This window comes from Lacrimispora sp. YZC11 (assembly GCF_057543815.1).
On record NZ_BAAJYQ010000011.1, the window covers coordinates 12,120 to 34,074 of the forward strand.

A 21,955-nucleotide genomic window follows, 5' to 3' on the forward strand; every position below is an offset into this window, starting at 1 on the left:
ATTGTTTTGCAGCACCCTTAGTTTTTATAAATTTGCCATGCTCATGCCGGGTTCATAAACCGCATATTGGCTGCGGCCGTGTTTCTTTGCATGATAAAGAGCAATGTCGGCCTTTTCATATAATTCCTCAAACACAGTTCCATCTTCCGGATAGGCGGCTGTTCCCAGACTGCCTGAAATATGCGCTTCCGGTTCCAGAGCGCTGCCTATGAGACTGCATAAATTTTCCAGACGTGCATATAAATCCATGCTGTAAGCCACATCTTTTAATAATATGATGAACTCATCGCCTCCCAGCCGTCCAAAGATGTCATCGCGCCTTAAAGCGGATTTAAGTCTTGAGGCGGCGCGGTGGAGGGCCTTATCTCCAAACTGATGGCCGTAATTATCATTCAGTTGCTTGAAGCGGTCAATATCCAGCATAATAAGGATGTGATGCCCCTGGCTGTTTTTTAATGTGTTGCGTATTGCATGTATGGCAGTTGCCCTGTTTAGCAGTCCGGTCAGGGAATCCTGTTTGGAAAGCTCCTGAAGAGTCAAGGCCTCCCGTTTGGAAGCGTCAATATCCTTAATTAGGATAAATGACTTAATGGTATCGGTATAGGGATCGGAAACAATCTGCACCATGCCAAGCCCCCAATAAACGCTGCCGTCGGGCCGTAAACGCCGGTGCTCCAGCCGTAAAGACCGGTTCCCCCGATAGAAGTGGTAGAGCAATTGGTTTTTATTGAAAAATTTTAGAAACATTTCCCGGTCTTCTTCAAAAATGTGATTCTCTGCAATGTAGGTCATAATGCTGGAAAAGGAATTGGAGACATATTCCGGCATGGTCTGTGTCATTTCCCCAATGATTTCTTCAAATAAGTCGAATTTTAAATTATATTCATAATAGCCGATGCAGTCCTTTTTCTGTTCACGCATGTATTCCATCCACTTTTGGTAAGCCAGCTCTTTTTCATACTGGTCCGTAATATCCTGGTAGGATATGATCCCCCTGAGGGGCTTTTGCTCCTCAGTACATACCAGCGAGTAATGAGTGGAGAACCAGTGGTAATCTCCAGAACCTGTTTTCAGTCGTGTGATGCATTTTCCCTCGGGTACTCCCTTCTCCATGTTATCGTAAAATTCCAGAAAGTCGGTTACACTTTCCTTGTGAACAATTCCGTTTTCAATAAGGAATTCGGGGGAGAGCGGCAGAGTGTAGGGGAAGGGGAACGTTCTGGAAAATTCAGGCGAGGGGGAAAGGGTTCTGGAAGGGATGTCATAGATGCTTACAAGGCTGCCGGAATGCCGGCTTGCCAGCCGGTATTGTTCTTCACGGATCCGTAAGTGTTCCTGGAACTTTTTCATACAAGTGATATCGGAGATAGCACAGTACAATATATCCTCCTCAGGGATATAATTCATTTGTAAGGAACACCAGATGCAGCTTTTTTGTATTTTTGCTTTGAATTCCAACTCAAAGCTGGCTGCCTGGCCTGTAAGCTGGCTGCGTATTTCTGTCAGCAGCTCTGCATATTCTGATTCACATACCATGTCCTTAAGAGAAGCAGGCGTTTGAAACAATGTTTTTATAGCCTGATTTGAGTAAAGAATGGTAAAGTTTTCGTCTGTTCTAAGCTTCAGTATGCCGCAAGGAATGCGATCTAAAAAAGGTTCTCCGTTCATTTTCACTTTCTCCCATAAGTGTTATGAAAATAGAAATTGGCTTTATTAAGAATATATGAAGCATGTTGTCAAAAAATGCATAAAAAGATATAAAAATAGTAAACATTTGGAAATAGATGGATTTCTGCCGAAACGGTCCAAAAGGATTGGAGGATATTAACAAATTTGAAACATAAATTAGTGCATATTGCTTAAAGTAGAAGAAACAAATAAGATTCGATTGACAATTTATTACAATTGATATATTTTTAAAACAGAACTTATTTCGGAGACCGAAAAAAGAAAGAAGGCGCTGTACAAATATGAAAAAAAGCGGTTTACAGGACATGAAACGGGAAAATTTACGATTGATCATGAATGTGATTTTAGAAAAGGAAACGGTTTCCCGCATAGAATTATCCGAGATCATAGGACTTTCGCCGAGTACGGTTTCATCTCTGACATCGGAATTAATAGAAAAAGGCTGGATTGTGGAAAATGGTGTAACCACATCCACAGGCGGCAGAAAGAGGATCGAATTATCGGTTAATAACAGCAAAGGATACATTGCAATTTTGGAAATTGGCTGGAGAAGGGCCATCTTGCATTTTTTAGATCTGGCACTGGAAAAAAAACATAGCGTTCTGATATCCGATTATTACATTACCGGCAATGAACTGCTTGAAAAGGTAACCCATTGCATAAGGGAGGATGCGGAAAATTTTTGCAATGGAAGACTGGCTGGAATCGGGCTTTTGTTCCAGGAAGATATGAGTCCCAGTGATTTTAATGTTATGTATTCCACCTCATTGTCTTCCGCCAGTATATCATTTTGTGAGGCGGTGAAAACCCAGTTTAAGGTACCCGTCATGGAAGAATATTCTCAGGTTTATTCCTTCCGGCAAATTATGAAAAGAGAAGAGAGTCCAAACAGTGCACACATTGAGATTGGGAAAAAAATCTTTGTTTCCATAACCTCCAATGGGACGTTTCTTGATATGACGGAGGGAAAGAAAGCGGATATGACCCCCTTCGTTGAAAATGCCGGTAAAAAAATAACCGCTGACAAACTTTCTGAAGGAATTGTTAATTTATTGCAGATGATCTGCATGATGTTTCCCATCGAAAACGTATATCTGTCAGGCAGGCTGGATGAGGGAGACCGTCTGGCAGAATGTGTAAGCGGACAATTAAAGAAAAGTCATTTATTAAAACACGCTGTTGAAGTCAAGGCAATTAAGCCTGTGATTAACCATATGGAAACAGATTTAGGTAAGAGAGTACTGAAAAAAGTAATTTGTGAAATGTAGCTGTCCGGACGGCCGCCGGATGACCGAATTTCAGAAAGGAGAAGTCAATGGATTTTAAGGAAGTGGTAAATGAAAACAGATTTACCCTGGTGGTTAGCCTGCCGGAAAACAATCTGGAACTAGCCAGGGCTGCATTAGAAGGAGGAGCCCAGGCAATTAAAGTTCATGCAAATGTATGGCACCGTGCAAGCGGCCATACATTCGGAACTTATGAAGAGAACAGGCAGTTCCTGAAAGAATTGATTGCACTATGCAAAGATGTGCCGGTTGGACTTGTGCCCGGAGGAGAAGATGCATTTATTACAAGGGAAGAAAGGCTGGAAGTAGAACAAATGGGGCTCCGGTTCTTTTCCTCCTATATTCACCATCTGCCATGTTATATGATGGAGAGCCGGGTATTGACAAAAATGGCTGCCATTGATGATACTTATGATCAGAATACATTGGAAGCAGTCCGGCAGTCCGGCATTGATATCCTGGAATGCAGCATTCAGCCGGGAGCACGCTATGGGACTCCGCTCAATTATGCAGATATTTTACGATATTCCCATATATCTGCTAAGGCAGGGAAACCAACTTTGATCCCTACCCAGAAGAAGATTTGCCCGGAGGAAGTAAAGCATCTTTATGAAGCCGGCTGCAAAGCCATCATGATCGGTGCCATTGTTATGGGAAAGGAACCGTCTGCAGAACAGGTAAAAAAGGTAACCGGGCAGTTCCGGAATGCGGTAGATAAATTATAAACACCATCTAATTGAAAAATGGAGGATTTCGTATGTTACAGGGAACATTTATCATCATTGCTTTTCTTGTTATTGCAGCATTCATGATGGCAAAAAAACTGCCTACTTTGCTGGCTCTGCCCTTTCTGGCTGTTGTCATCTGTGTGATTGCAGGAGTTCCGGCAGTGGGAGTTAATGGGGAAGGGGCTCAGATCGGCTGGCTTTCCACTGTTTTAGAGGCGGGTACTGTCAGAATGGGATCGGCTATTATGGCAGTTATCTTCGGTGCATGGTTAGGACAGTTGATGAATAAGACAGGAGTGACCGAAAATATCATCAAAAAAAGTGCTGAGCTGGGAGGTGACAGGCCGTTAATTGTGACTCTGATCATGGTAACGGCAGTTGCACTTTTGTTTACTACTTTAAACGGATTGGGTTCTGTTATTATGGTAGGAACCATTGTTTTGCCCATATTGATTTCCGTGGGTGTTCCGGCTGTCAGCGCTGCCAGCATCTTTTTGATGGCATTTGCAGTAGGACTCAGTTTTAATATTGCAAACTGGACATCATTTTCCAGCATATTCGGATTGGAAATTGATAAAATTAAAGGGTTTGAAGTCTATATGCTGGCTGTGACGCTGATCGCGACCATAATCCTGATTTTTGTGGAGTTCAAAAAAAATGGTGTAAAATTTGCTTTTTCCGCACCCGTTTCAGATCAGATCCAGACAAAGCAGCTAAGAGGAACAGCCGGTGGGCTTGCCATGATCACACCACTTGTTCCTATCGTTCTGGTAGCATTTTTAAAGGTGCCCGTTGTTCCTTCTTTTTTGGCAGGCATATTCTGGATTCTGCTGTTTACATCCAAAAGCTTTTCCAAAGCCATGAATCTGCTTGTAAAGACCTGTTATGACGGAATTACCGATGCAGCGCCTGCAATCATCTTAATGGTGGGAATAGGAATCTTATATCTTGCAGTGACTCACGCCATGGTAAAGGAAGTGCTGAACCCGTTTTTACTTGCCGTAATCCCAACTTCAAAAATCGGATACATAATCTTTTTCTCCATTCTGGCACCATTGTCCCTATACAGAGGTCCTATGAATCTGTTTGGACTCGGTTCCGGTATTGCAGCCCTGGTGATCGGACTTGGGACACTGAATCCGCAGGCTGTTATGGGGGCATTTCTTTCCGCAGAAAGGATTCAGGGTTGTGGGGATCCCACCAATACACAAAACGTATGGACGGCTAATTTCGCCGAGGTCGATGTTAATACTATTACAAAAAAACTATTGCCCTATCTTTGGACTATTTCCGTGATCGGTGTGATAATCTCAGCATTTATTTACTTTTAAGCAATCGGACAGGAGAATTGAATTTATGAAAGTACGCATCGGGATTGATGTGGGCGGTACCTTTACGGATGCCGCTGCCATTGATAATGAAACTTTTGAATTAATAGGAGTGGTGAAAACTCCTACTACCCACAATTCCAGGCAGGGGGTGGCAGAAGGAATTGTTCAGGCGCTGCAGCGCATTATGGAGGATTGTCATATTAATCCGGATGACGTTGTTTTTATCGCTCACGGTACGACGCAGGCAACCAATGCACTTCTGGAAGGAGATGTGGCTCCGGTTGGAATTATAACGCTGGGAAGCGGTTTGCAGGGGGCAAAAAGCAGGTCGGACACCAACATCAGCAATATAGAACTGGCAGCCGGTAAATTTTTGGAAAGTCAGAACGAATATGTGGACACTTCGGATAAGGACAGTCTGGAAAGCAGGATCGTGGACGCCATTCGCTCCTTAAGAGAACGAGGGACTTCCAGCATTGTAGCTGCAGAGGCTTTCAGTGTGGATGATCCGTATCATGAGAATCTGGCTCTGGAAAAATGCAAGGAAATGAATATCCCGGGAACGGCTACCAATGAAATATCAAAGCTATACGGTCTGAAAATAAGAACCAGGACGGCCGTGGTGAATGCCAGTATTATGCCTAAGATGCTTGAGGCGGCGACTATGACGGAAACGAGCATCATAGAGGCTGGAATCAAAAACCCTCTGATGGTAATGCGCTGTGATGGCGGCGTTATGACTGTGGATGAGGTAAGAAACCGGCCGATTATGACAATTCTCTCGGGGCCGGCAGCCGGTGTTGCCGGCGCTCTGATGTACGAAAAGCTGACGGATGGTCTTTTTTTTGAAGTCGGTGGCACTTCCACGGATATATCCTGCGTAAAGGATGGCAAGGTTATGATCCAATATGCAGAAGTGGGAGGGCATAAAACCTATTTAAGCAGTCTTGATGTCAGAACCGTAGGCATCGGCGGGGGAAGCATGGTACAGATAAAGGATGGCAAGGCCGTTAACATGGGGCCTAGGAGCGCTCATATTGCCGGTCTGGATTATGAAGTTTATACCGATGCCGACCTTATTAAAAATCCAAGGCTTATGACGGTCAGGCCCGTTCCCTCTGATCCGGAATATGCGGTTATTGAATGTGACAATGGAGTACGGGTGACCCTCACCATGGCGGGAGCCGCTAATATAGCCGGATACGTAAAGCCGGAGGACTATTCCTTTGGAAATGTGGAAGCAGCCAGGAAAGCCTGGAAGCCATTGGCTGATCAAATGGGCTGCACTGTGGAAGAGGCGGCAGAAAAGGCTATGGCATTCGCGGCGGCTAAAAATGCAAAGGTTGCAGAACAGCTCATAAAGGACTATAAAATGCGGCCTGAACAGACCGTATTTGTGGGAGGAGGTGGTGGAGCGGCCAGCGTGGTTCCCCATCTTGCAAGAACCATGAAGCATAAATACCGGATCGCAGGCAATGCCGCGGTGATTTCTACCATTGGCGTCGCTCTTGCCATGGTACGGGATATGGTGGAACGTACTGTATCAAGTCCTTCCCAGGAAGATATTTTAAGCATTCGCAGGGAAGTGGAACAGAAAGCAATCCAGAGCGGCGCCGCACCAGGGACCATTGAGATTCATGTTGAAGTGGATACGCAAAAAAACCTTTTAAGGGCAATTGCCGTGGGTGCCACGGAAATGAGAAGTAAGGTCTTGGGCAAAACAAAACTGACGGTTGACCAGCTTCTTAAGATTTGTGCCGAAAATATAGATGGGAATCCGGAAGAATTATCCATAACAGCACAAAACGGAGTGATGTATGCCGTGCAGTCCCAGAAGCTGGAAAAGAAATTTCTGGGATTGGTAAAAAAGAAAACTACTCCCCTGCGGCTGATTGATGAAGAAGGCGTGATTCGCCTTCAGAAAAGCAATGCTCTGGTTTCAGAGGTAAAGATTGCGGACTGGGAAACAAAAATCGAATGGTATTTGGAAGAGCTGACGGTGTTTAATGATGGCGGTGCCAATCTGCCCAACATTTATCTGGTATCAGGGAAACGGGTCATTGATTTATCCGGACTCCAGAGCAAAGCGCAAATTTGTGCACTGGGAAATGCGGAACTGACAGGTTTTGGCAATGATGAAAAAGTCTTGATCATTGCAACCGGCCGGACAGAAGGATAAACACGGATAAGGTGGTGATTGGATTTTGAATACGAGCTCCATGCCGTTTCCGGGGAAGGAATTGGCACAGGATGAATTAAGCCGTGACAGCTGTTATAATAAAATCCGGTCTGAGGACAGAAAAAGGATCACAGACCGGGCGTGGCAAAAGGGAGAAGCGGCAGCAGAAATGATTTTTGTGCGTTACAATGGGGAAAAGGATTTTTTTAGAATTGTAACAGAAAGCGGCTTAACCTGCGAGAAAGTTGATGCCGATTATGTAGTAGGAAACCAGAGATATTTCAGTGATTATCTGACCGGACAGAAGAGGATCCATCTTTATTTGAAATCCATTTCGCTTTGGGCAAAAGAAAACAGAATGGAGATGGCGGAAGCTGTGAATCTAATTTTAAGCCATGAATTTTACCATTTTCTTGAATGGAGTGAACTGGGATTTACGAGTAAAGAATATCTGGTGCCGATTCTAAGGATCGGCAGTCTGAAAATCGGACGGACCGGGATCCGGGCGCTATCGGAAATCGGTGCTCATGCCTTTGCCTGCCGCTATGATCAGCTGATAAAGGAGGAGAGATATGAAACAGAACTTAACCTATGATGTGGTCATCATTGGAGGAGGGCCTGCCGGTACCGTAGCTGCAATCGCCAGTGCCAGATGTGGAGCCAGGACCCTTTTGGTAGAGCAGAACGGATATCTGGGCGGTATGCTGACTATGGCCGGAACGGGTCCCCAGATGACATTCCATGCAGGAAGTACGCAAGTCGTGCAGGGAATTGCGGAGGAAATTGTAGCGCGTATGGTAAGAGAAGGCTTTTCTCCAGGCCATATGGAGGATTTTGTGGGTTATGCCAGTTCCGTAACCCCGTTTGATGCAGAAGGAATGAAACTGATTCTGGAGACCATGGTGAAAGAGTCCGGAGCTGAGCTGCTCTATCATACCGTCTATACAGGCTGTGAATGGGAGGGCCGCAAGATCCGCAAGGTACGTTTGTATGCAAAACAGGGGTTTTTTGATGTATCCGCATCCGTTTTCATTGATGCATCAGCAGATGCAGACCTAGCCACCCATGCAGGAATCGGAAGTGTTTACGGCAGGGAGGAGGATCATCTCGCTCAGCCCATGACAATGAATGTCAAGGTAAGCAATGTGGATCGGGATAAGATGATCGAATATATAAAGAGGAATTCCAGTGATATGCTTGGGACCATTCCATTCGAACGTCTGCAGCTGATTCCCAGAAGCGGTATGCAGGGGGCGTATTCTCTTATCAGTAAGGCAAAGGAAAAAGGGGAATTCCCTATTGACAGAGATATGGTGCTTTGCTTTGAAACCAACAATCCCGGAGAATACATCCTTAACATGTCCCGTATCATTAAAAAAAGCGCACTGGATTCTTTTGATTTAACGGAAGCGGAGATAGAGGGCAGAAAACAGGCACATGCTATTGTTGCATTTATGAGAAAATACATCCCTGGATTTGAAAATGCGGTTATCGTTACCACAGGGCCGCATATCGGGATACGGGAAAGCCGTAAGATAAACGGAGCTTATCGATTGACTGCATCCGACTTATTACAGAACAAAATGTTTGCGGATGCCATTGCCATGGGCGGCTATCCCATCGACATCCATTCACCTGACGGAGGAACAATGGAGCATCATTATTTGAAAAAAGACAGCTGGTACTCCATTCCATACCGTTGTTTGTATACAAATGAACTGGATAACCTTCTGGTAGCCGGGCGATGCATCAGTGCGACTCACGAAGCCTGTGCAGCGGTCCGCGTAACGCCCATACTGATGGCAATCAGTGAAGGGGCCGGTACTGCGGCAGCGATCGCGGCAAAACAGGGAATTGGTGTTGCCGCAATCGACGTAGTACAGCTTCAGAATCTTTTAAAGGATCATGGCGCTTTTCTTGAGCCATATAAATAGAACGGATTTTAAGATCCGGAAAAGCGGATCGTGATCATTTCCGGTACAGGTACACGGGTCTGCCGCTTTCAATCTTTCTTTGAGGCTCACCCTGGATCAGTGGTATGGCATATTCCAGAAAATCCGGGGTGATATCCGTGCCATTGCCGCAGATCCACTGGGCAGGGAACCTCTTTTCCTGATTGCACACTTCGTTTACATCAACAGTGATGCATTCCATGGAATAAGGGGAGTTTCCTGTGCGGTGAAAGGCGATCATCCTTCCGGTAATGCCTTTGATAGCGGCTTTTACCCCTTCGGAGCCTGCCTGTACGGATTCTTCTATATCGGTTGCAGAAGCAAGCATGCCGCTGCAGCGCTGGCTTACATTCAGTTCAATGGAACGGACCTTTACACTGAAACGTTCACGCACAAAATTCTCCAGCATTTTGCTGCTTCCGGTCAGCATTTTATGACCAAAGGTATCCAAACGGACTTCATCCGCATATTCGCATATGAATTTGCCCTGGGCATCGGAGAGTCCTTCTGAAATACAGATAATAACGGAATTGTGTTTGTTAAGGGCAGCCTTTACATCCGATGCGAACCGTTCAAAATCAAAATCCGTTTCAGGAAGGTAGATAAGCAGGGGGTTATCGCCCTCATATTTTCTGGCCAGCGCACTGGCAGCAGCGAGCCAGCCTGCATGGCGGCCCATCAACTCGATGATGGTGACGGATTTTTGCTGGTAGACAGAAGAGTCCAGAACGATTTCGCGGACGGTATCGGCCACATATTTGGCGGCACTTCCGTATCCGGGAGTATGATCCGTCAAAATTAAGTCGTTGTCAATGGTCTTGGGAATTCCAATGAAACGGATGGCGCTTCCATGATGGTCCGCATAGCGGGAAAGCTTGCTTACCGTATCCATGGAATCATTACCACCAATATAGAAGAAATATCCGATATCCATAGCTCGGAATTTTTCAAAAAGAGCTGGATAAAAGGGAGAAGAGAGATCATCAGGGAGTTTATAGCGGCAGGAGCCTAAATAAGCGGCAGGTGTTAATTTCAGAAGTTCCAGTTCTTCTTCCGTCAAGTCACCTGTTAAATCCATATAATTGCCAGACATGAAGCCTTCTATGCCATTGATCATCCCGTAAACCCGGCCGATTTCTCCATGAACCATTCCTTCTTTGATGACGCCGTAAAGGCTTGCATTAATCACAGCGGTCGGACCGCCGGATTGTCCTACGATTGCATTTTTCTTCATGTATAATATCCTCCAAATTTGCATATGCCACGGGCACCTTCCCTATTCTATAATAGAAATAGTTTCTTTGCAACGGTCATTCCTAAATTTCGGGAAATAATTGGCCCATAAAAGGGAGGAGCCGGTGAAATGTGAATTTCACCGGCCAGTTATGAAAAAAAGTTTTAATTTTAACAAGTATTGGAGTTCCTCTTGTTACTGTCTTAATTATAAAAGACAGATGTGAAAAAAGTTTGTAGAAGTTGTAAATAAATTTTGTACGTCTTGTGAAGAAACTGTGAATGAATAGTATTAGTTTTTTATACGCGATTGCAGCTGATTTACGTAACGATAGCCGATTATAATTGAATAATTATAAAATTAAAGCATTATAAGATAGCCCACCCTTATACAGACTATCTCTTTGTGCCGCGCGTGTAGCTATATATAACTTTCATTCCTGACTGACAAGACCAGGGTTAATATGGTACAAATGGATTACATTATCTTTCGCTGGGTATACTAAGTGAAAATATTAATAGAGGCTTATCCAGATGCCTATGAAAGGAAGATAGGATGATTAAGATAATGATAAAAGCAACAATCACATTTATAAAGGTATCTGTATTGTATGTATTTGCTATGGCAGCATTTATGTCATTAGGATTTACTATATCGAGGCCGGTATTTGACTCTAAGAGTGATGTATGCGGTACTGAATTAGATTAAACCCATATAGTATACCGCCGATCACGGCCTCGCATCTATACTCAGTAACCTGTGCTCCGTTGTAACATTCTTCATCAGTACAATTTATTTTAAGGTTCGTAATGGTCTGTAAAAGTCCGCCCCGCAGCTTTCATTTTCCCTGATGTAATGCGGACACTTATTAATGTCTTCTGCAAGCCCACATATGGAGTTTCTATTATTGGGCTTTCCATTGTCAAAGCGTACGCTTACACCAACATTCTTTGCATGATTAAATCTGTCTGCTTCTCTTCTCCCATATAAAAGGAATGAGAACCATTATGAACAAATCCCATTTTTTTATAAAAAGCAATAGCATTATGATTTTCTTCCCAAACTCCAAGCCATATACTATTTTTATTTAACGCATTGGCTCTCTCAATTGCTTTGTTTATCAGATATTCTCCAAGTCCTTTTCTCTGAAAATTTTTTCGGATATAGATTCTCTCGATTTCCATATCACCATCTTCCATCTTTTCCGATTGTGCATCACCGGCGTTTAATTTTAAATATCCGGCAGCCTCATCATCAAAACAAATAAAATAGAATTCTGATAGAGGATTGTAAAGTTCTGCTTTTAACTGTTCCATTTTATAGGCTTTATCTATATAATCTTTTATATTTTCATATGAATTTTTCGCTTTAAATGTATCCGTAAATGTTTCAATGCTTATTTCCTGCAGTTTGTTTACATTCTCATGATTGATTTTCTTTATTGTTATTGCCATAGATCATCCACAGCTCCTTTGTTCTAATATTAATAGATTCTCTTATTGCCGCTTTTTACATATTTCCAGTCAACTTCTATGTTCTTTCTCGCCTGCTGCAACAGACGGTAGAGAACTTCTATCTCTTCTTCGGAGAAATCAGCCAGTGCCACATAATTGGAATGCACATTCTCTTTGATGATAAAAGGAAAGATATCTGTTCCTTTTTCTGTAGGATACAATTTCTTTATCTTTTTGTTGTCTTTATCATCCTTTCTCACAATAAATCCGTTAATTTCAAGTTTTTTAATTGCCCGGGTAGCGGTAGCCCGGTCAACTTTAATCTGTTCTGCTAATTTTTCCTGGATAATGCCTAGGCTCTCACAGATTCTGACAAGATATAAATATTGACCTCTGGTAAGGTTAAACTCTTTAAACTCTATATTACTTATCGAATCCAGCGCTCTGGCGATCACACCGATTTCTCTTAGAATCTCTACCATGTCCCCAACTCCTGTCAATTTTTAATCTGTCCTATGATTCTACAGTAAAATTATTGCAAATGCAAAAAAATATTGCATTTGCAATAAAATTACAAAAATTCAGGAATCTGGAATGGTCCTAATGGTATGGCGATTACATTGAACGGATCTTGGCCCATGCAAAAGAACTTTATATGAATCTAAAGAAACTAGCAGACAGACTATTTTTGATGTCCATAAAGTTAAAGTTATCAGTGCCGAAGAAATCATTGAGCATGTATGGTGCAGCGAGGCTGATTTATTTTCAACTCCTTTAAATATCGCATGCACTCGCACACGCAAATATCAAATGCCAATGAGCTGGAATATACTTTTTAAATCTAAGTAAGATATATGGCTACTCTACAAAAAAGAGGTAGGGACATTTATGTCTTTACCTCTAATACTTTATCCATGAACAATCATTCCGCATTCTTCACAATATAACCAAGTCGACTTATTACGAATTCTATTAGGTGTTTTAATCCTTCTAGCATTGGCATTATTATATCCACATATAGGACATACAAATCTTGTTTCACCATACCAGCCTATTTTTTCTAAAGCATTTAATCCAGATTCAATAAAAACGAAACATTCATCATTTTTCATTTGTTTTTCCATAGTAATTACTCCTTATATATCTTTTCAAATGTAGTATAACATATTCAGAATCAAAAATCAAACATATGTTCGAGGTTTTATCTAAATACCTGGTATTTTGGCTGGAACTGCATTAAGACAGGCAAAAGGTGAAATGCTGGCCATAGGTGAACTTATTTCAAGATCAAATCAGTTCACTTTGACCAATATTAGAACTTACTTTTTCATTCAACCATAACTTAAGTGGTAAGGAAACCATTTCCGGGATTACCTAAGCAGATCTGGATTCAAACGGAGTTGTATGTTCAATATGAAGTCTAAGGTGGTTGAGGCTTTGCCGTGGGGGTGTATGGGGTAAATGGCACAAAAATTTGATAATGGAGAAGATGATTTATATAAATGTGAGTGCAATTGAGTAGAAATTGATTGTAATTCTTGTAGTTAAAACTGATATATCAAATAGGGAAGGCCGGCAAAATAGGAGAATCCAACCGATGAATATCTAATACAGAGCGGTCACCATATTTAAAAATTTAACATATATTGTAAATGATATATATAAGCGGAGATATAATGTGAATTTCGCTGTAAACAAGCACCTGCAGAAGTCATGCATGCAACAAGCTCCAAATAAACAGAGGGAGCTTGATCCAGATAGAATAAGTGTACCTGTAGGTTATCAAATAGAAGTCTTTGCTCAAGGATTAAATGCACCTATTGGTATGGTTTTCACGGAAAATGGTGATATGTTAATTGCTGATTCCGGAATGGCTACAATGAATCCTAGAGTTATGCGCATAAGTAATGGAAGTATAGAGGTTGTTGCCGATGGCTTTAATGTCCCCATAACTGGAATCAATTATAGAAACGGATACATTTATGTATCGCATAAAGGAGCTGTAACTGTTCTTAGTCCGGATGGAACAAGACAGGATATTATTAGTGGCTTGCCAAGCAATGGGGACTTTAGCAACAACCGCGTTGAATTTGGCGTCGATGAGAAAATATATTTTGGACAGGGAACAACAACGAATTCTGGTGTGGTAGGACTGGATAATAGCTGGGTTCTTGAGCATCCTCATTTACATGATTATCCAGGTTCTTATATATTTCTTAACTACACTAATTTTGAAACTAAAAATGTATTGATACCAGCCATGGGGACGGCTGTTACCGGAGCTTTTACCCCTTTTGGAGTGCCCACTATTCAACAATATCAAGTGAAAGAAGGCAGACTTTTAGCTTCTGGCAGTGTATTAAGGGCAAATATGGATGGCTCTGATATCGAACAGGTCGCATGGGGACTTCGTAATCCATTTTGTATGAAATTTGACGGCTTGAACCGGCTAATCATATCAAACCAGGGAATGGATGCAAGAGGAAGCAGACCGATTGCCAATGCATTAGATGAATTGCATTTGTTTAATATAGGTGCGTGGTATGGCTGGCCAGATTACACTGGAGGAGCTCCTGTTACATTGCCCAGGTTTACTCCGATCAGAGGCAGAAAACCAGAACCATTACTTCATACCATTCCATCGATACCGCCAACACCAATTGCAGTTTTTCCGTCTGGATCCAATATAATGGGATTTGATTTTAACGGGTCATCAGATTTTGGATTGATTGGAGATATTTACATTGCGTGTTTTGGCGGAATCCAATACGAAGAGTCTGGCGATTATATACGTTCAGGTGTAGGACATAGGGTATTAAAAGTTAATGTTGTTAATGGAGAAATAGCAACATTTGCTATAAATAAATCAGGATTTCCGGAAGAAAGGGGGTTGAGCAGGCCCACCGATGTTGTTTTCGGACCTGATAATTCAATGTATATATCGGATATGGCGATCGCTGATTTAGATTTGCAAAATATTTATTTACCAAACACAGGAGTAATTTGGAGGATAAGAAAAGTAATGCTGTAGATATCATTTATAAACCAAAGGCAATGAAGAGATGTGTGTTTAAATGATCAGTGAAAGGCAGTGTGTGAATACTCCCCTATAAAATTAGATTTTTTGCAAATAGAAACAGCGGCTTTGATTGTTTAATTTCAAAACCGCTGTTATCTGCTATTACAATATGAAAACGCATAGCTATTCAGTCGCTGAAACAACGGTTTTTTATTTACCGCCACAGCGAATGAAGATTAATCTTTTTTCATTTCTGCAACTGCCAACATTTTTATGTCTGTTGGGAATGCTTGCATTACCCGATTTATAAATCCGGGGATAAACACTGACTTGTTTTTCATTAATTGCCGATATGCGTATTCAGCAACTTCGTCAGCGGACATTGCGGTTTTAGGCAAGTCAGTTCCTTCGCGAGCAAAAAAATTAGTTTGCGTTGCACCCGGACACAGAGTACAAACTCGTACGCCATATCTTTCAGCTTCAAAACGCACGGCTTTACTATAACTCAAAAAAAATGCCTTGCTTGCAAAGTAGGTAGATGTAAATGGCCCTGGTTGAAATGCTCCTGTTGAAGAAATATTTAGAATACTTCCATGTTGTTTCTCGTACATATAAGGCAAAAATAATTTGCATAACTCTACAAGGCTTATCATATTCAAAACCATCATTTTTTCATCATCGCAAAAGTTTATTTTCTCCGTTGCCCCGACCAAGCCGCATCCAGCATTATTTACCAGTATGTCCACATTAATATTTTCAGCTTGTAAACGGGTATAAAGCTTTTCAGCCGCTTTTAGTTCTGATAAATCCTGCTCAAAAATGTTTATTGTTACAGGAAATTCTGTTTGAAGTTTTTGCGATGCTATCTTTAAGTTCTCATAATTTGAAGAAACAAGTATAAGGTTATATTTATTTGCCGCAAATATTCTTGCAAGTGCGTAACCAATTCCGCTGGTTCCACCTGTAATGAGAACATTCTCCATAAAAAATCACTCCTTCCTTTATAGTCAAGTATGACCGGAAGAAGTGATTTTGTAATTCACCTAGGTTAATTTTTGTCTAATTTTTGCTTTTTCCGTATACGGCTCAATGAAGCCGCCCGAACACCTATAAAGGAGGCTATATATTTTAGAGCGATTCTATTATGCAAATGTGGATAATCGTTGTAAAAAGCACGATAACGTTCTTCTGCATTTAGCAACATAAGACTTTTACTTCTATCTTCTAGTTTGCTTACTTCCACTTGAAACAAATGACTTACTAAATCACCAATGCTTTTATTAGAATTCACAATGCTTTTGAGTGATTTATATGGCAATTGCAAGCATTTGCAATCCTCTAAACATTCGATAGTGAATGTCGCGGGGGAAGATATTCTATAACCCTCTGTTGAAAAGAAATCCTCCTCTGCACAGAAGCATTTTGTTATATCATTGCCCTTACTATCAATGTAATATCCGTAATTTTCTTTCCATATATTCACTCGGTTTCACTAGCATCATCTTTCCTGATTTATAATTTATGCAAAATTATATTGTAGCATTTATATACTATCACATTTTCTTCCTATTGTCATTGAGAGCTAAATGACAAACTATAAAGTTTTATACTGGCTCGTCTAATGGCTGTCTATCTCGTAATATTAGTGTTGGCAGTTGCTTCCTTATGAATCCTGCCCATTAGGCACAGAAATATATGTGGAGGTAAAATGATATATCAATAATGTAGGTATAATTATTTTAGAATATCTAAAATGATATTGGTATTACCTTTGTAAAAATTAATAATTAATCTAACATATTGTCACCTTCAGAAATATGCTATAAAAAGATTAGCATAATGGCAAGTTGCAATAAGCACGAATTATATAATAGTTACTTTTAGGGAATAATATGAATATTATATAACAGATGTAAACAAGGAGTGGAGTGTATGAGAGGTTATTTGTCTATCGGAATATTTTTGGCAGGAATTATGCTAGCTGTATACATTGGTTATTGGACCCTACTCATCAAACCAATTATGGTCTGTGTTGCAGCTTCCGATGCAGGGGTGTTGACCTCATCGATGACGATGATGACTATAATTAAATGTGCCGTATCATGGCTGGTTGCAGGTGTTATTTTCGGATTGGGGTATATAGCGGCAATGATTGTGAGTCACAGATAATCCGGAACGTTGTATTGGAGGAAGAAACGATGTTAAAGGAAGAAGTGCAAGTATGGGTAGATTTTGGGTTTTCAGAGGAAGAAGCAATTACTATGGCAAATGCAATGAAGGCTAGATATGATGATGTTGAAATAACAGATGATGATTCTATTACTCCTTCTACTGATTCAATTAAGAAGAATTTGACGTAATGCGATATATAAAAAACAACGAGCATCATAAAGCAAATGTTAACCTAATACAATACCCCCACACTTGTTATTGATAGCTATTGGTGTGGTCGCCAGTTTGAGGGGTTATTTATAAAAGCATTGTTTATTTGGAGGTAATATGGAAGATTTAAAGCCATGTCCATTCTTTGGATGCAAAGAGAAAATTCAAGAATGGAGGAGCAGTTATATCAATTGTTTCCAGTATCTTGATTTCTATCGCCAACTCATCTATCGATAGTAGAAAAGATTAGGCAAGAAGATTTGACCTTGTGGAGAATGTGTTGACTGGTACCAGGGATTGACCTTTCCACTGACATTGAAGCGGTTCAGGGATTCCCTTTGCAACTATGTGGGTGTTACGCAGGTTATGACAAATTCACCCCTAGATGATATGCAGATAATAAAGACCATTGACCCGGAGCAGTTGGATGGCCGTAAGGTTTTAATGGCCATCTGTGAGATAAACGGTTGCTTTGGAAATATTGGTAAAACCGGCAGGCTTACATATAAATTCCTGGGAACTTCTGGTTTGTTTCCTTCTGAAATGACCAAAGCAGAAACATTGTCTTATTACAAGCAATCTGAAACTCATTTTGAAGATTATGTGGTAAATCCGATTGACAAGGTACAAATTAGGCAGGAGGAAGGGGATATGGGGATTAATTACGGTCCAGGGAAAAATTGTTATATATTCCAAGGTAATTTCCTCGTGTATGGAAAATCCAATGAACAGCTTCTTGCGATTGCTTCAACAGTTTATGACCAGATTTCCGGTAGATTGTATAGACCGTGCCATGTCGTCGGCCCGTCGTTGCCCTGGCTAGAAATCGGAGATGGAATTATCTGTTATACAACTGATGATGTAATTGAGACTTACTGCCTTAAACGGACCATAAAAGGCATACAGGCCATGATGGACAGAGGCGAGCGGTAATATTGAACAGGAGCCGAGATCTGGCCTGAGTGAACAGATTATTCAATTGGAAGGAAAAACGGCTGTTATAAAGAAATCGGCGGAAGAAGTATCTGTCCGGGTGACAGACTTGAAAGAATACACAGTAGCACAATTTAAAATAACCGCAGATCAAATCATTGTGGAAGTGGTTTAAAAACCGAAATGGAAGGCCTGGTAAAAGCGGACGATGCAGAATTTACCTAATGCCTTGCAACTCAGAATCACCGGAATGCACAAGCCACGAATAACAAATTAAATAAAACATTACAGAGAGCGAGGATTATTCCCCGCTCTTTTCTTGAACATTACTAAAAAGTATGGTATGTTTCATATATATATGAATGGGGGATGTGCTATGAAAAAGTACCTTTTAACAATGACTTTGGCTCTTGGAATTATTTGTATAACGGGCTGTTCAAAAGATGGTTGGGAAGTGCAAACTACCGCTGAAACTAGGGGCGGTGTTGAGATTTACGGCGGAGATAGGAGAGTCACATTTAATTTAAGTATTTTACCTTATGATATGGAATACAAAGGACATATTCTTCAATTTTCATCATGTGAACTGTATCAGGAAAAGTCAGATGTAAATTATTCCTATACGCCTTATATAGTTGCCAAAGTTAAAATAGATGGAATTGATGATGAAACATTGCATTGGTTTGATGAAGATTTGTATGTTTATGGAAAAATATCTAATGATAAAAATCAATTAAATAGTAAGGAATTGTCAAAAATTTGTGAGATTGATAATGGGGGATATCGATATTATGTATTCTCACAGTCATTACTTGTGACCAATGATTATAGATATGATTTTTCAGAATCTGCTTTTAATGTGAGTTTTTTGATTCTTCAAGGTAAAGATTATAGAGCTTTGCAATATGTCTATGATGGATATTCAAGTTCAAATGTTAAGGATTTGAAAGATATAGGTGAAGAAATCTGGTATGAAATCAAACAAAAGCAACTTGAATCTGCAAAACCTAAGATTTAAGAATTTATTTCCGGTTTCATTATCTGATACTACTCCGCAGAACCTCACTTCTGCACCTGCCTGATATTTTTCGAGCATAGAAATTAATTCATGGTTTTTCACCTTTGCCTCCTTTCACAAACTCTTCACAGGTTCATCAAACTCCCGTCACAATTTACGGGTATATTAATAATTGTAAAGAGGCCAACAACCCTTTAAAATAAAACTTTTTTTCATACAGCCGGCAGGATTCCCCCGACCTTGCCGGCTTCTCCCTTTTATCAGACAAAGCACATCTGCTTCTGATTCTTTCAATCTTAATTACTTAATATTCCTCTGTTCCACTCCGGCCACAGTTACCTTTGGTGATCGTCTTAAAAAACTACACTAAAAATGCTAATATTTAATTTATTCTTAGCCTTTCGCAGATTCCTGAAGCATTTCCTTTATCTGCGGTATGGTTTTGCCGTTCTGACGCATTTCCCTTATTTCCTCAATGCGAGTGATTGCTTCTACGCGTTTGAATCTCCTGGTCAGATTCGTTTCTGCCTGTTCAAAGGGCAGCATTCCCTCTTCTGTATAGAACTTTAGGGTACTGTATCTGGCATTGGTTAGTCGCACCAATTCTCCAATTGATACATATTCTGATTCCATTATTTTTTCAATTGTTCGTTGCCTTGACATATCCAGCTCCTTACAGATTGTAACGACGTAATCTTACTCCATGGATAGGCATTCTGCTGACGACAGCTTCAGGGATTAGTTCATATTTAATATTATCAATTTTTACAATCGGAACTGCACCATCTCGAAGCACCTCATATACATGCCCCTGTGAAGATATTCGATCCAATACATTCTTCAATCGCATCTGTGCGTTTGGAAAATATTCTTCTGTATCGATAAAGATCGATTGTTTTCTTTCAAAAAATGGGAATATGAAATTAAAGCCTTTTCCTGTCTCAGTAGCAGCTGCCTGGCTTTTCAGTCGTAAAAAACCAACCACTACAGTCCCCCATAAAGAACGTATTTCGATGGGATAAAGTGCTTTTGCCAAGATGCTTTCATTGCGAAGACTTGCCATCCGCACTGTGATTTTATTCTGTTCATAGACAGAAAAGACCTGATAGAAGCATAGGGACTCTAATAGCAGCCATACCAAAATAATACTTTCCTCTGAGATGGGTCCTTCTTCTAAAAACTCAGCCCTTAACAAATCTAACTGGCATTCAAACTCCCTTGCATCGCTTACATAGGTTTTTAGCTTAATATTTTTATCGTAATATAAATCACAGCCTAACAAACTAGGAACCTTAGAAAGAAGCTGTTTGCTTTGTAAGCGTTCCGCGTAAGTTCGTTCTAATTCTTTTTTATTTGCTTTTTTCATGGCATCTTTCATTCCTTCTTCATTAAAGTTCCATTTACCCGTCGCAAGGTCGTAGTTTTCCTCCAAAAATATAGCAGCAGCTAATACCTTTAATACATTCTGCTTAGCGGTTTCTCTATGCTCGCTCTCATAACCGTTAAAACCAATTAGTGCAAAACGTTCTGATAATGTTAAATCCACAATAATCCTCCTTTAACAGTATTTACTTACTACTTACTACTTATTATTTATATTATCACTTTGTGAATAAAATTACAATATCTTTAGATTTTAATTCTAGATAGTTATTTGAATTATCGGATTAGATCCATTTACTCGTTAGAACGCGTGCCCACCAGAAACACTAAAAAAGTAGCTCCCATATAAATAGGTGCTACTTTTATTGAAACTTATCCCAAAATCTTTAGAAAAATATCATTTGGACTTTCCCAGTCACGCTTTCTGCCATCTGAAATATCTTCCACATAGGCCTTTTATATTCCTATTTCATCGATAATAAAATCCCTGATAATCGGAATCTGCATGCCCTTTTCTCTATCGTCGCTCCTTTTTTTGATTTCCAGCAACTCGTCAATTCTATTTCGCAGTTCCGACGTTATATCCATTTTCATAAGATCATCAAATGATACTGGTGGCGGACATTGGTATTCCTGAATGTATTTTCCTGCAAGCAGTGGTCTTAACGCATAAAAATACTTTTTATATTTTACCGACTCTTCCTGTAAATAGCAATTTACATGAGTAGGTGGCGAATTTGATTTCCCTTTTTCACCTATGAGATATTTTTTTCTTACTTTTTTATCTTTCTTATTAACAACGTACAAATTCATAATACCGATTAGGGATAATGAATTTGTACGTTGTTTAATTAGCAAAATCCGTATGATGTACTAGCCGGCATAAAATTAACAGACCTGTACAACCAGACATATTCTATGAGTATAAAGAATTAAAGTTCTTTATAATGTTTCCATATATAATCAAATAATTATAGAAAGGAAATTCTCTATGAATAATAATATAGAGTCTAATGATAATCATTGTTCTTGTTGCCGTCGTTGTTGTAGCTCAACAGGGCCTACAGGACCTAGGGGTTGTCAAGGACCTAGAGGCTGTCCAGGAGTAACAGGCCCAACTGGGCCTAGAGGTTGTCCAGGGCCAACAGGGCCTACAGGGCCTAGTGGAGCAACAGGACCAACAGGACCTACCGGCGCAACAGGACCTACCGGTGCAACCGGACCTATTGGTGTAACCGGGCCCACCGGACCTACCGGTGCGATAGGACCTATTGGAGCAACCGGACCTACCGGTGCAACCGGACCTATTGGTGTAACCGGGCCCACCGGACCTACCGGCGCAACAGGACCTACCGGTGCAACCGGGC

Annotated in this window: 22 protein-coding genes and 1 pseudogene; 13 read left to right on the top strand and 10 right to left on the bottom strand. The window is 40.7% G+C overall.

Annotated features, from left to right (window positions below; all coding sequences use genetic code 11):
* Window positions 1-24 precede the first annotated feature (24 nt).
* The gene (locus AC27IJ_RS13670; RefSeq protein WP_313156210.1) at window positions 25-1,668 is read right to left on the bottom strand and encodes a sensor domain-containing diguanylate cyclase; all 1,644 of its coding nucleotides are present in this window, start codon (window positions 1,666-1,668) and stop codon (window positions 25-27) included.
* A 302-nt stretch (window positions 1,669-1,970) separates the two neighbouring features.
* Between AC27IJ_RS13670 and AC27IJ_RS13675 the strand changes: the two genes are divergently transcribed.
* Genes AC27IJ_RS13675 through AC27IJ_RS13700 form a run of 6 tightly spaced genes read left to right on the top strand, consistent with a single transcriptional unit; the run spans window position 1,971 to window position 9,147 of the window.
* The gene (locus tag AC27IJ_RS13675; RefSeq protein WP_312446572.1) at window positions 1,971-2,957 is read left to right on the top strand and encodes a winged helix-turn-helix transcriptional regulator; all 987 of its coding nucleotides are present in this window, start codon (window positions 1,971-1,973) and stop codon (window positions 2,955-2,957) included.
* A gap of 47 nt (window positions 2,958-3,004) precedes the next feature.
* Entirely contained in the window at window positions 3,005-3,700 is a 696-nt protein-coding gene (locus AC27IJ_RS13680; protein ID WP_312446571.1) for a hypothetical protein, read from the top strand.
* A 32-nt stretch (window positions 3,701-3,732) separates the two neighbouring features.
* Window positions 3,733-5,034 (top strand): C4-dicarboxylate ABC transporter, encoded by a 1,302-nt coding sequence (locus AC27IJ_RS13685; RefSeq protein WP_312446569.1) that lies wholly within the window; start codon window positions 3,733-3,735, stop codon window positions 5,032-5,034.
* Window positions 5,035-5,059: 25 nt separating this feature from the next.
* Window positions 5,060-7,213, top strand: coding sequence for a hydantoinase/oxoprolinase family protein (locus AC27IJ_RS13690; protein WP_487149357.1), 2,154 nt, complete (start codon window positions 5,060-5,062; stop codon window positions 7,211-7,213).
* A gap of 25 nt (window positions 7,214-7,238) precedes the next feature.
* Window positions 7,239-7,808, top strand: coding sequence for a hypothetical protein (locus tag AC27IJ_RS13695; RefSeq protein ID WP_487149359.1), 570 nt, complete (start codon window positions 7,239-7,241; stop codon window positions 7,806-7,808).
* Window positions 7,786-9,147 carry an FAD-dependent oxidoreductase gene (locus AC27IJ_RS13700; protein ID WP_487149361.1) on the top strand — a complete coding sequence of 454 codons (1,362 nt, stop codon included), beginning with the start codon at window positions 7,786-7,788 and terminating at the stop codon, window positions 9,145-9,147. The genes AC27IJ_RS13695 and AC27IJ_RS13700 overlap by 23 nt, the downstream gene beginning before the upstream one ends.
* A 34-nt stretch (window positions 9,148-9,181) precedes the next feature.
* Here AC27IJ_RS13700 and AC27IJ_RS13705 read toward each other — a convergent pair whose 3' ends face one another.
* Entirely contained in the window at window positions 9,182-10,399 is a 1,218-nt protein-coding gene (locus AC27IJ_RS13705) for a 6-phosphofructokinase (protein ID WP_487149363.1), read from the bottom strand.
* Window positions 10,400-10,954: 555 nt separating this feature from the next.
* Between AC27IJ_RS13705 and AC27IJ_RS13710 the strand changes: the two genes are divergently transcribed.
* Entirely contained in the window at window positions 10,955-11,107 is a 153-nt protein-coding gene (locus AC27IJ_RS13710; RefSeq protein WP_313155660.1) for a hypothetical protein, read from the top strand.
* A 227-nt stretch (window positions 11,108-11,334) separates the two neighbouring features.
* On the opposite strand, the gene paiA is transcribed toward AC27IJ_RS13710, so the two are convergent.
* The 3 genes from paiA to AC27IJ_RS13725 all read right to left on the bottom strand — a co-directional run bounded on the left by paiA (window position 11,335) and on the right by AC27IJ_RS13725 (window position 12,977).
* A complete protein-coding gene (gene paiA, locus AC27IJ_RS13715; RefSeq protein WP_312446563.1) occupies window positions 11,335-11,853 on the bottom strand; it encodes a spermidine/spermine N(1)-acetyltransferase in 519 nt (172 codons plus the stop codon).
* A 29-nt stretch (window positions 11,854-11,882) separates the two neighbouring features.
* Window positions 11,883-12,335: a MarR family winged helix-turn-helix transcriptional regulator gene (locus tag AC27IJ_RS13720; RefSeq protein WP_487149366.1), complete on the bottom strand. Its 453-nt coding sequence runs from the start codon at window positions 12,333-12,335 to the stop codon at window positions 11,883-11,885.
* A gap of 426 nt (window positions 12,336-12,761) precedes the next feature.
* A complete protein-coding gene (locus AC27IJ_RS13725) occupies window positions 12,762-12,977 on the bottom strand; it encodes a hypothetical protein (protein WP_312446559.1) in 216 nt (71 codons plus the stop codon).
* A gap of 554 nt (window positions 12,978-13,531) precedes the next feature.
* On the opposite strand from AC27IJ_RS13725, the gene AC27IJ_RS13730 reads away from it, so the two are divergent.
* Window positions 13,532-14,884 (top strand): PQQ-dependent sugar dehydrogenase, encoded by a 1,353-nt coding sequence (locus tag AC27IJ_RS13730; protein WP_312446558.1) that lies wholly within the window; start codon window positions 13,532-13,534, stop codon window positions 14,882-14,884.
* A 224-nt stretch (window positions 14,885-15,108) separates the two neighbouring features.
* On the opposite strand, the gene AC27IJ_RS13735 is transcribed toward AC27IJ_RS13730, so the two are convergent.
* On the bottom strand, window positions 15,109-15,855 hold the full coding sequence (locus tag AC27IJ_RS13735) for an SDR family NAD(P)-dependent oxidoreductase (protein WP_487149370.1): 747 nt from the start codon (window positions 15,853-15,855) through the stop codon (window positions 15,109-15,111).
* Window positions 15,856-15,920: 65 nt separating this feature from the next.
* Window positions 15,921-16,355, bottom strand: a complete 435-nt coding sequence (locus AC27IJ_RS13740) for a Crp/Fnr family transcriptional regulator (protein WP_487149372.1) — start codon at window positions 16,353-16,355, stop codon at window positions 15,921-15,923.
* A gap of 449 nt (window positions 16,356-16,804) precedes the next feature.
* Here AC27IJ_RS13740 and AC27IJ_RS13745 point away from each other — a divergent pair, with 449 nt between their 5' ends.
* From AC27IJ_RS13745 to AC27IJ_RS13760, 4 genes are all read left to right on the top strand, one after another.
* Window positions 16,805-17,041, top strand: a complete 237-nt coding sequence (locus AC27IJ_RS13745) for a hypothetical protein (RefSeq protein ID WP_312446555.1) — start codon at window positions 16,805-16,807, stop codon at window positions 17,039-17,041.
* A gap of 29 nt (window positions 17,042-17,070) precedes the next feature.
* Entirely contained in the window at window positions 17,071-17,232 is a 162-nt protein-coding gene (locus tag AC27IJ_RS13750) for a hypothetical protein (protein ID WP_313259565.1), read from the top strand.
* 388 nt (window positions 17,233-17,620) lie between these two features.
* Window positions 17,621-18,187 (top strand): hypothetical protein, encoded by a 567-nt coding sequence (locus tag AC27IJ_RS13755; protein WP_487149374.1) that lies wholly within the window; start codon window positions 17,621-17,623, stop codon window positions 18,185-18,187.
* A 376-nt stretch (window positions 18,188-18,563) separates the two neighbouring features.
* Window positions 18,564-19,205 (top strand): hypothetical protein, encoded by a 642-nt coding sequence (locus AC27IJ_RS13760; protein ID WP_487149376.1) that lies wholly within the window; start codon window positions 18,564-18,566, stop codon window positions 19,203-19,205.
* Window positions 19,206-19,598: 393 nt separating this feature from the next.
* On the opposite strand, the gene AC27IJ_RS13765 is transcribed toward AC27IJ_RS13760, so the two are convergent.
* The 3 genes from AC27IJ_RS13765 to AC27IJ_RS13775 all read right to left on the bottom strand — a co-directional run bounded on the left by AC27IJ_RS13765 (window position 19,599) and on the right by AC27IJ_RS13775 (window position 21,395).
* Window positions 19,599-19,868, bottom strand: a complete 270-nt coding sequence (locus AC27IJ_RS13765) for a helix-turn-helix domain-containing protein (protein WP_313259558.1) — start codon at window positions 19,866-19,868, stop codon at window positions 19,599-19,601.
* Between the two features lie 10 nt (window positions 19,869-19,878).
* A complete protein-coding gene (locus AC27IJ_RS13770) occupies window positions 19,879-20,751 on the bottom strand; it encodes a hypothetical protein (protein ID WP_312446547.1) in 873 nt (290 codons plus the stop codon).
* A gap of 293 nt (window positions 20,752-21,044) precedes the next feature.
* Window positions 21,045-21,395 carry a DNA polymerase beta superfamily protein gene (locus AC27IJ_RS13775; RefSeq protein WP_487149378.1) on the bottom strand — a complete coding sequence of 117 codons (351 nt, stop codon included), beginning with the start codon at window positions 21,393-21,395 and terminating at the stop codon, window positions 21,045-21,047.
* A gap of 184 nt (window positions 21,396-21,579) precedes the next feature.
* Between AC27IJ_RS13775 and AC27IJ_RS13780 the strand changes: the two are divergent.
* Window positions 21,580-21,955: pseudogene (locus AC27IJ_RS13780) on the top strand (collagen-like protein); the annotation flags it as partial.

What these genes read in the sequence shown, in the direction of transcription:
- AC27IJ_RS13670 (WP_313156210.1), bottom strand. Translation starts at nt 1,668, where the DNA reads ATGAACGGAGAACCTTTTTTAGATCGCATTCCTTGCGGCATACTGAAG.
- AC27IJ_RS13675 (WP_312446572.1), top strand. Translation starts at nt 1,971, where the DNA reads ATGAAAAAAAGCGGTTTACAGGACATGAAACGGGAAAATTTACGATTG.
- AC27IJ_RS13680 (WP_312446571.1), top strand. Translation starts at nt 3,005, where the DNA reads ATGGATTTTAAGGAAGTGGTAAATGAAAACAGATTTACCCTGGTGGTT.
- AC27IJ_RS13685 (WP_312446569.1), top strand. Translation starts at nt 3,733, where the DNA reads ATGTTACAGGGAACATTTATCATCATTGCTTTTCTTGTTATTGCAGCA.
- AC27IJ_RS13690 (WP_487149357.1), top strand. Translation starts at nt 5,060, where the DNA reads ATGAAAGTACGCATCGGGATTGATGTGGGCGGTACCTTTACGGATGCC.
- AC27IJ_RS13700 (WP_487149361.1), top strand. Translation starts at nt 7,786, where the DNA reads ATGAAACAGAACTTAACCTATGATGTGGTCATCATTGGAGGAGGGCCT.
- AC27IJ_RS13705 (WP_487149363.1), bottom strand. Translation starts at nt 10,399, where the DNA reads ATGAAGAAAAATGCAATCGTAGGACAATCCGGCGGTCCGACCGCTGTG.
- AC27IJ_RS13710 (WP_313155660.1), top strand. Translation starts at nt 10,955, where the DNA reads ATGATTAAGATAATGATAAAAGCAACAATCACATTTATAAAGGTATCT.
- paiA (WP_312446563.1), bottom strand. Translation starts at nt 11,853, where the DNA reads ATGGCAATAACAATAAAGAAAATCAATCATGAGAATGTAAACAAACTG.
- AC27IJ_RS13720 (WP_487149366.1), bottom strand. Translation starts at nt 12,335, where the DNA reads ATGGTAGAGATTCTAAGAGAAATCGGTGTGATCGCCAGAGCGCTGGAT.
- AC27IJ_RS13725 (WP_312446559.1), bottom strand. Translation starts at nt 12,977, where the DNA reads ATGGAAAAACAAATGAAAAATGATGAATGTTTCGTTTTTATTGAATCT.
- AC27IJ_RS13735 (WP_487149370.1), bottom strand. Translation starts at nt 15,855, where the DNA reads ATGGAGAATGTTCTCATTACAGGTGGAACCAGCGGAATTGGTTACGCA.
- AC27IJ_RS13745 (WP_312446555.1), top strand. Translation starts at nt 16,805, where the DNA reads ATGAGAGGTTATTTGTCTATCGGAATATTTTTGGCAGGAATTATGCTA.
- AC27IJ_RS13750 (WP_313259565.1), top strand. Translation starts at nt 17,071, where the DNA reads ATGTTAAAGGAAGAAGTGCAAGTATGGGTAGATTTTGGGTTTTCAGAG.
- AC27IJ_RS13755 (WP_487149374.1), top strand. Translation starts at nt 17,621, where the DNA reads ATGACAAATTCACCCCTAGATGATATGCAGATAATAAAGACCATTGAC.
- AC27IJ_RS13760 (WP_487149376.1), top strand. Translation starts at nt 18,564, where the DNA reads ATGAAAAAGTACCTTTTAACAATGACTTTGGCTCTTGGAATTATTTGT.
- AC27IJ_RS13765 (WP_313259558.1), bottom strand. Translation starts at nt 19,868, where the DNA reads ATGTCAAGGCAACGAACAATTGAAAAAATAATGGAATCAGAATATGTA.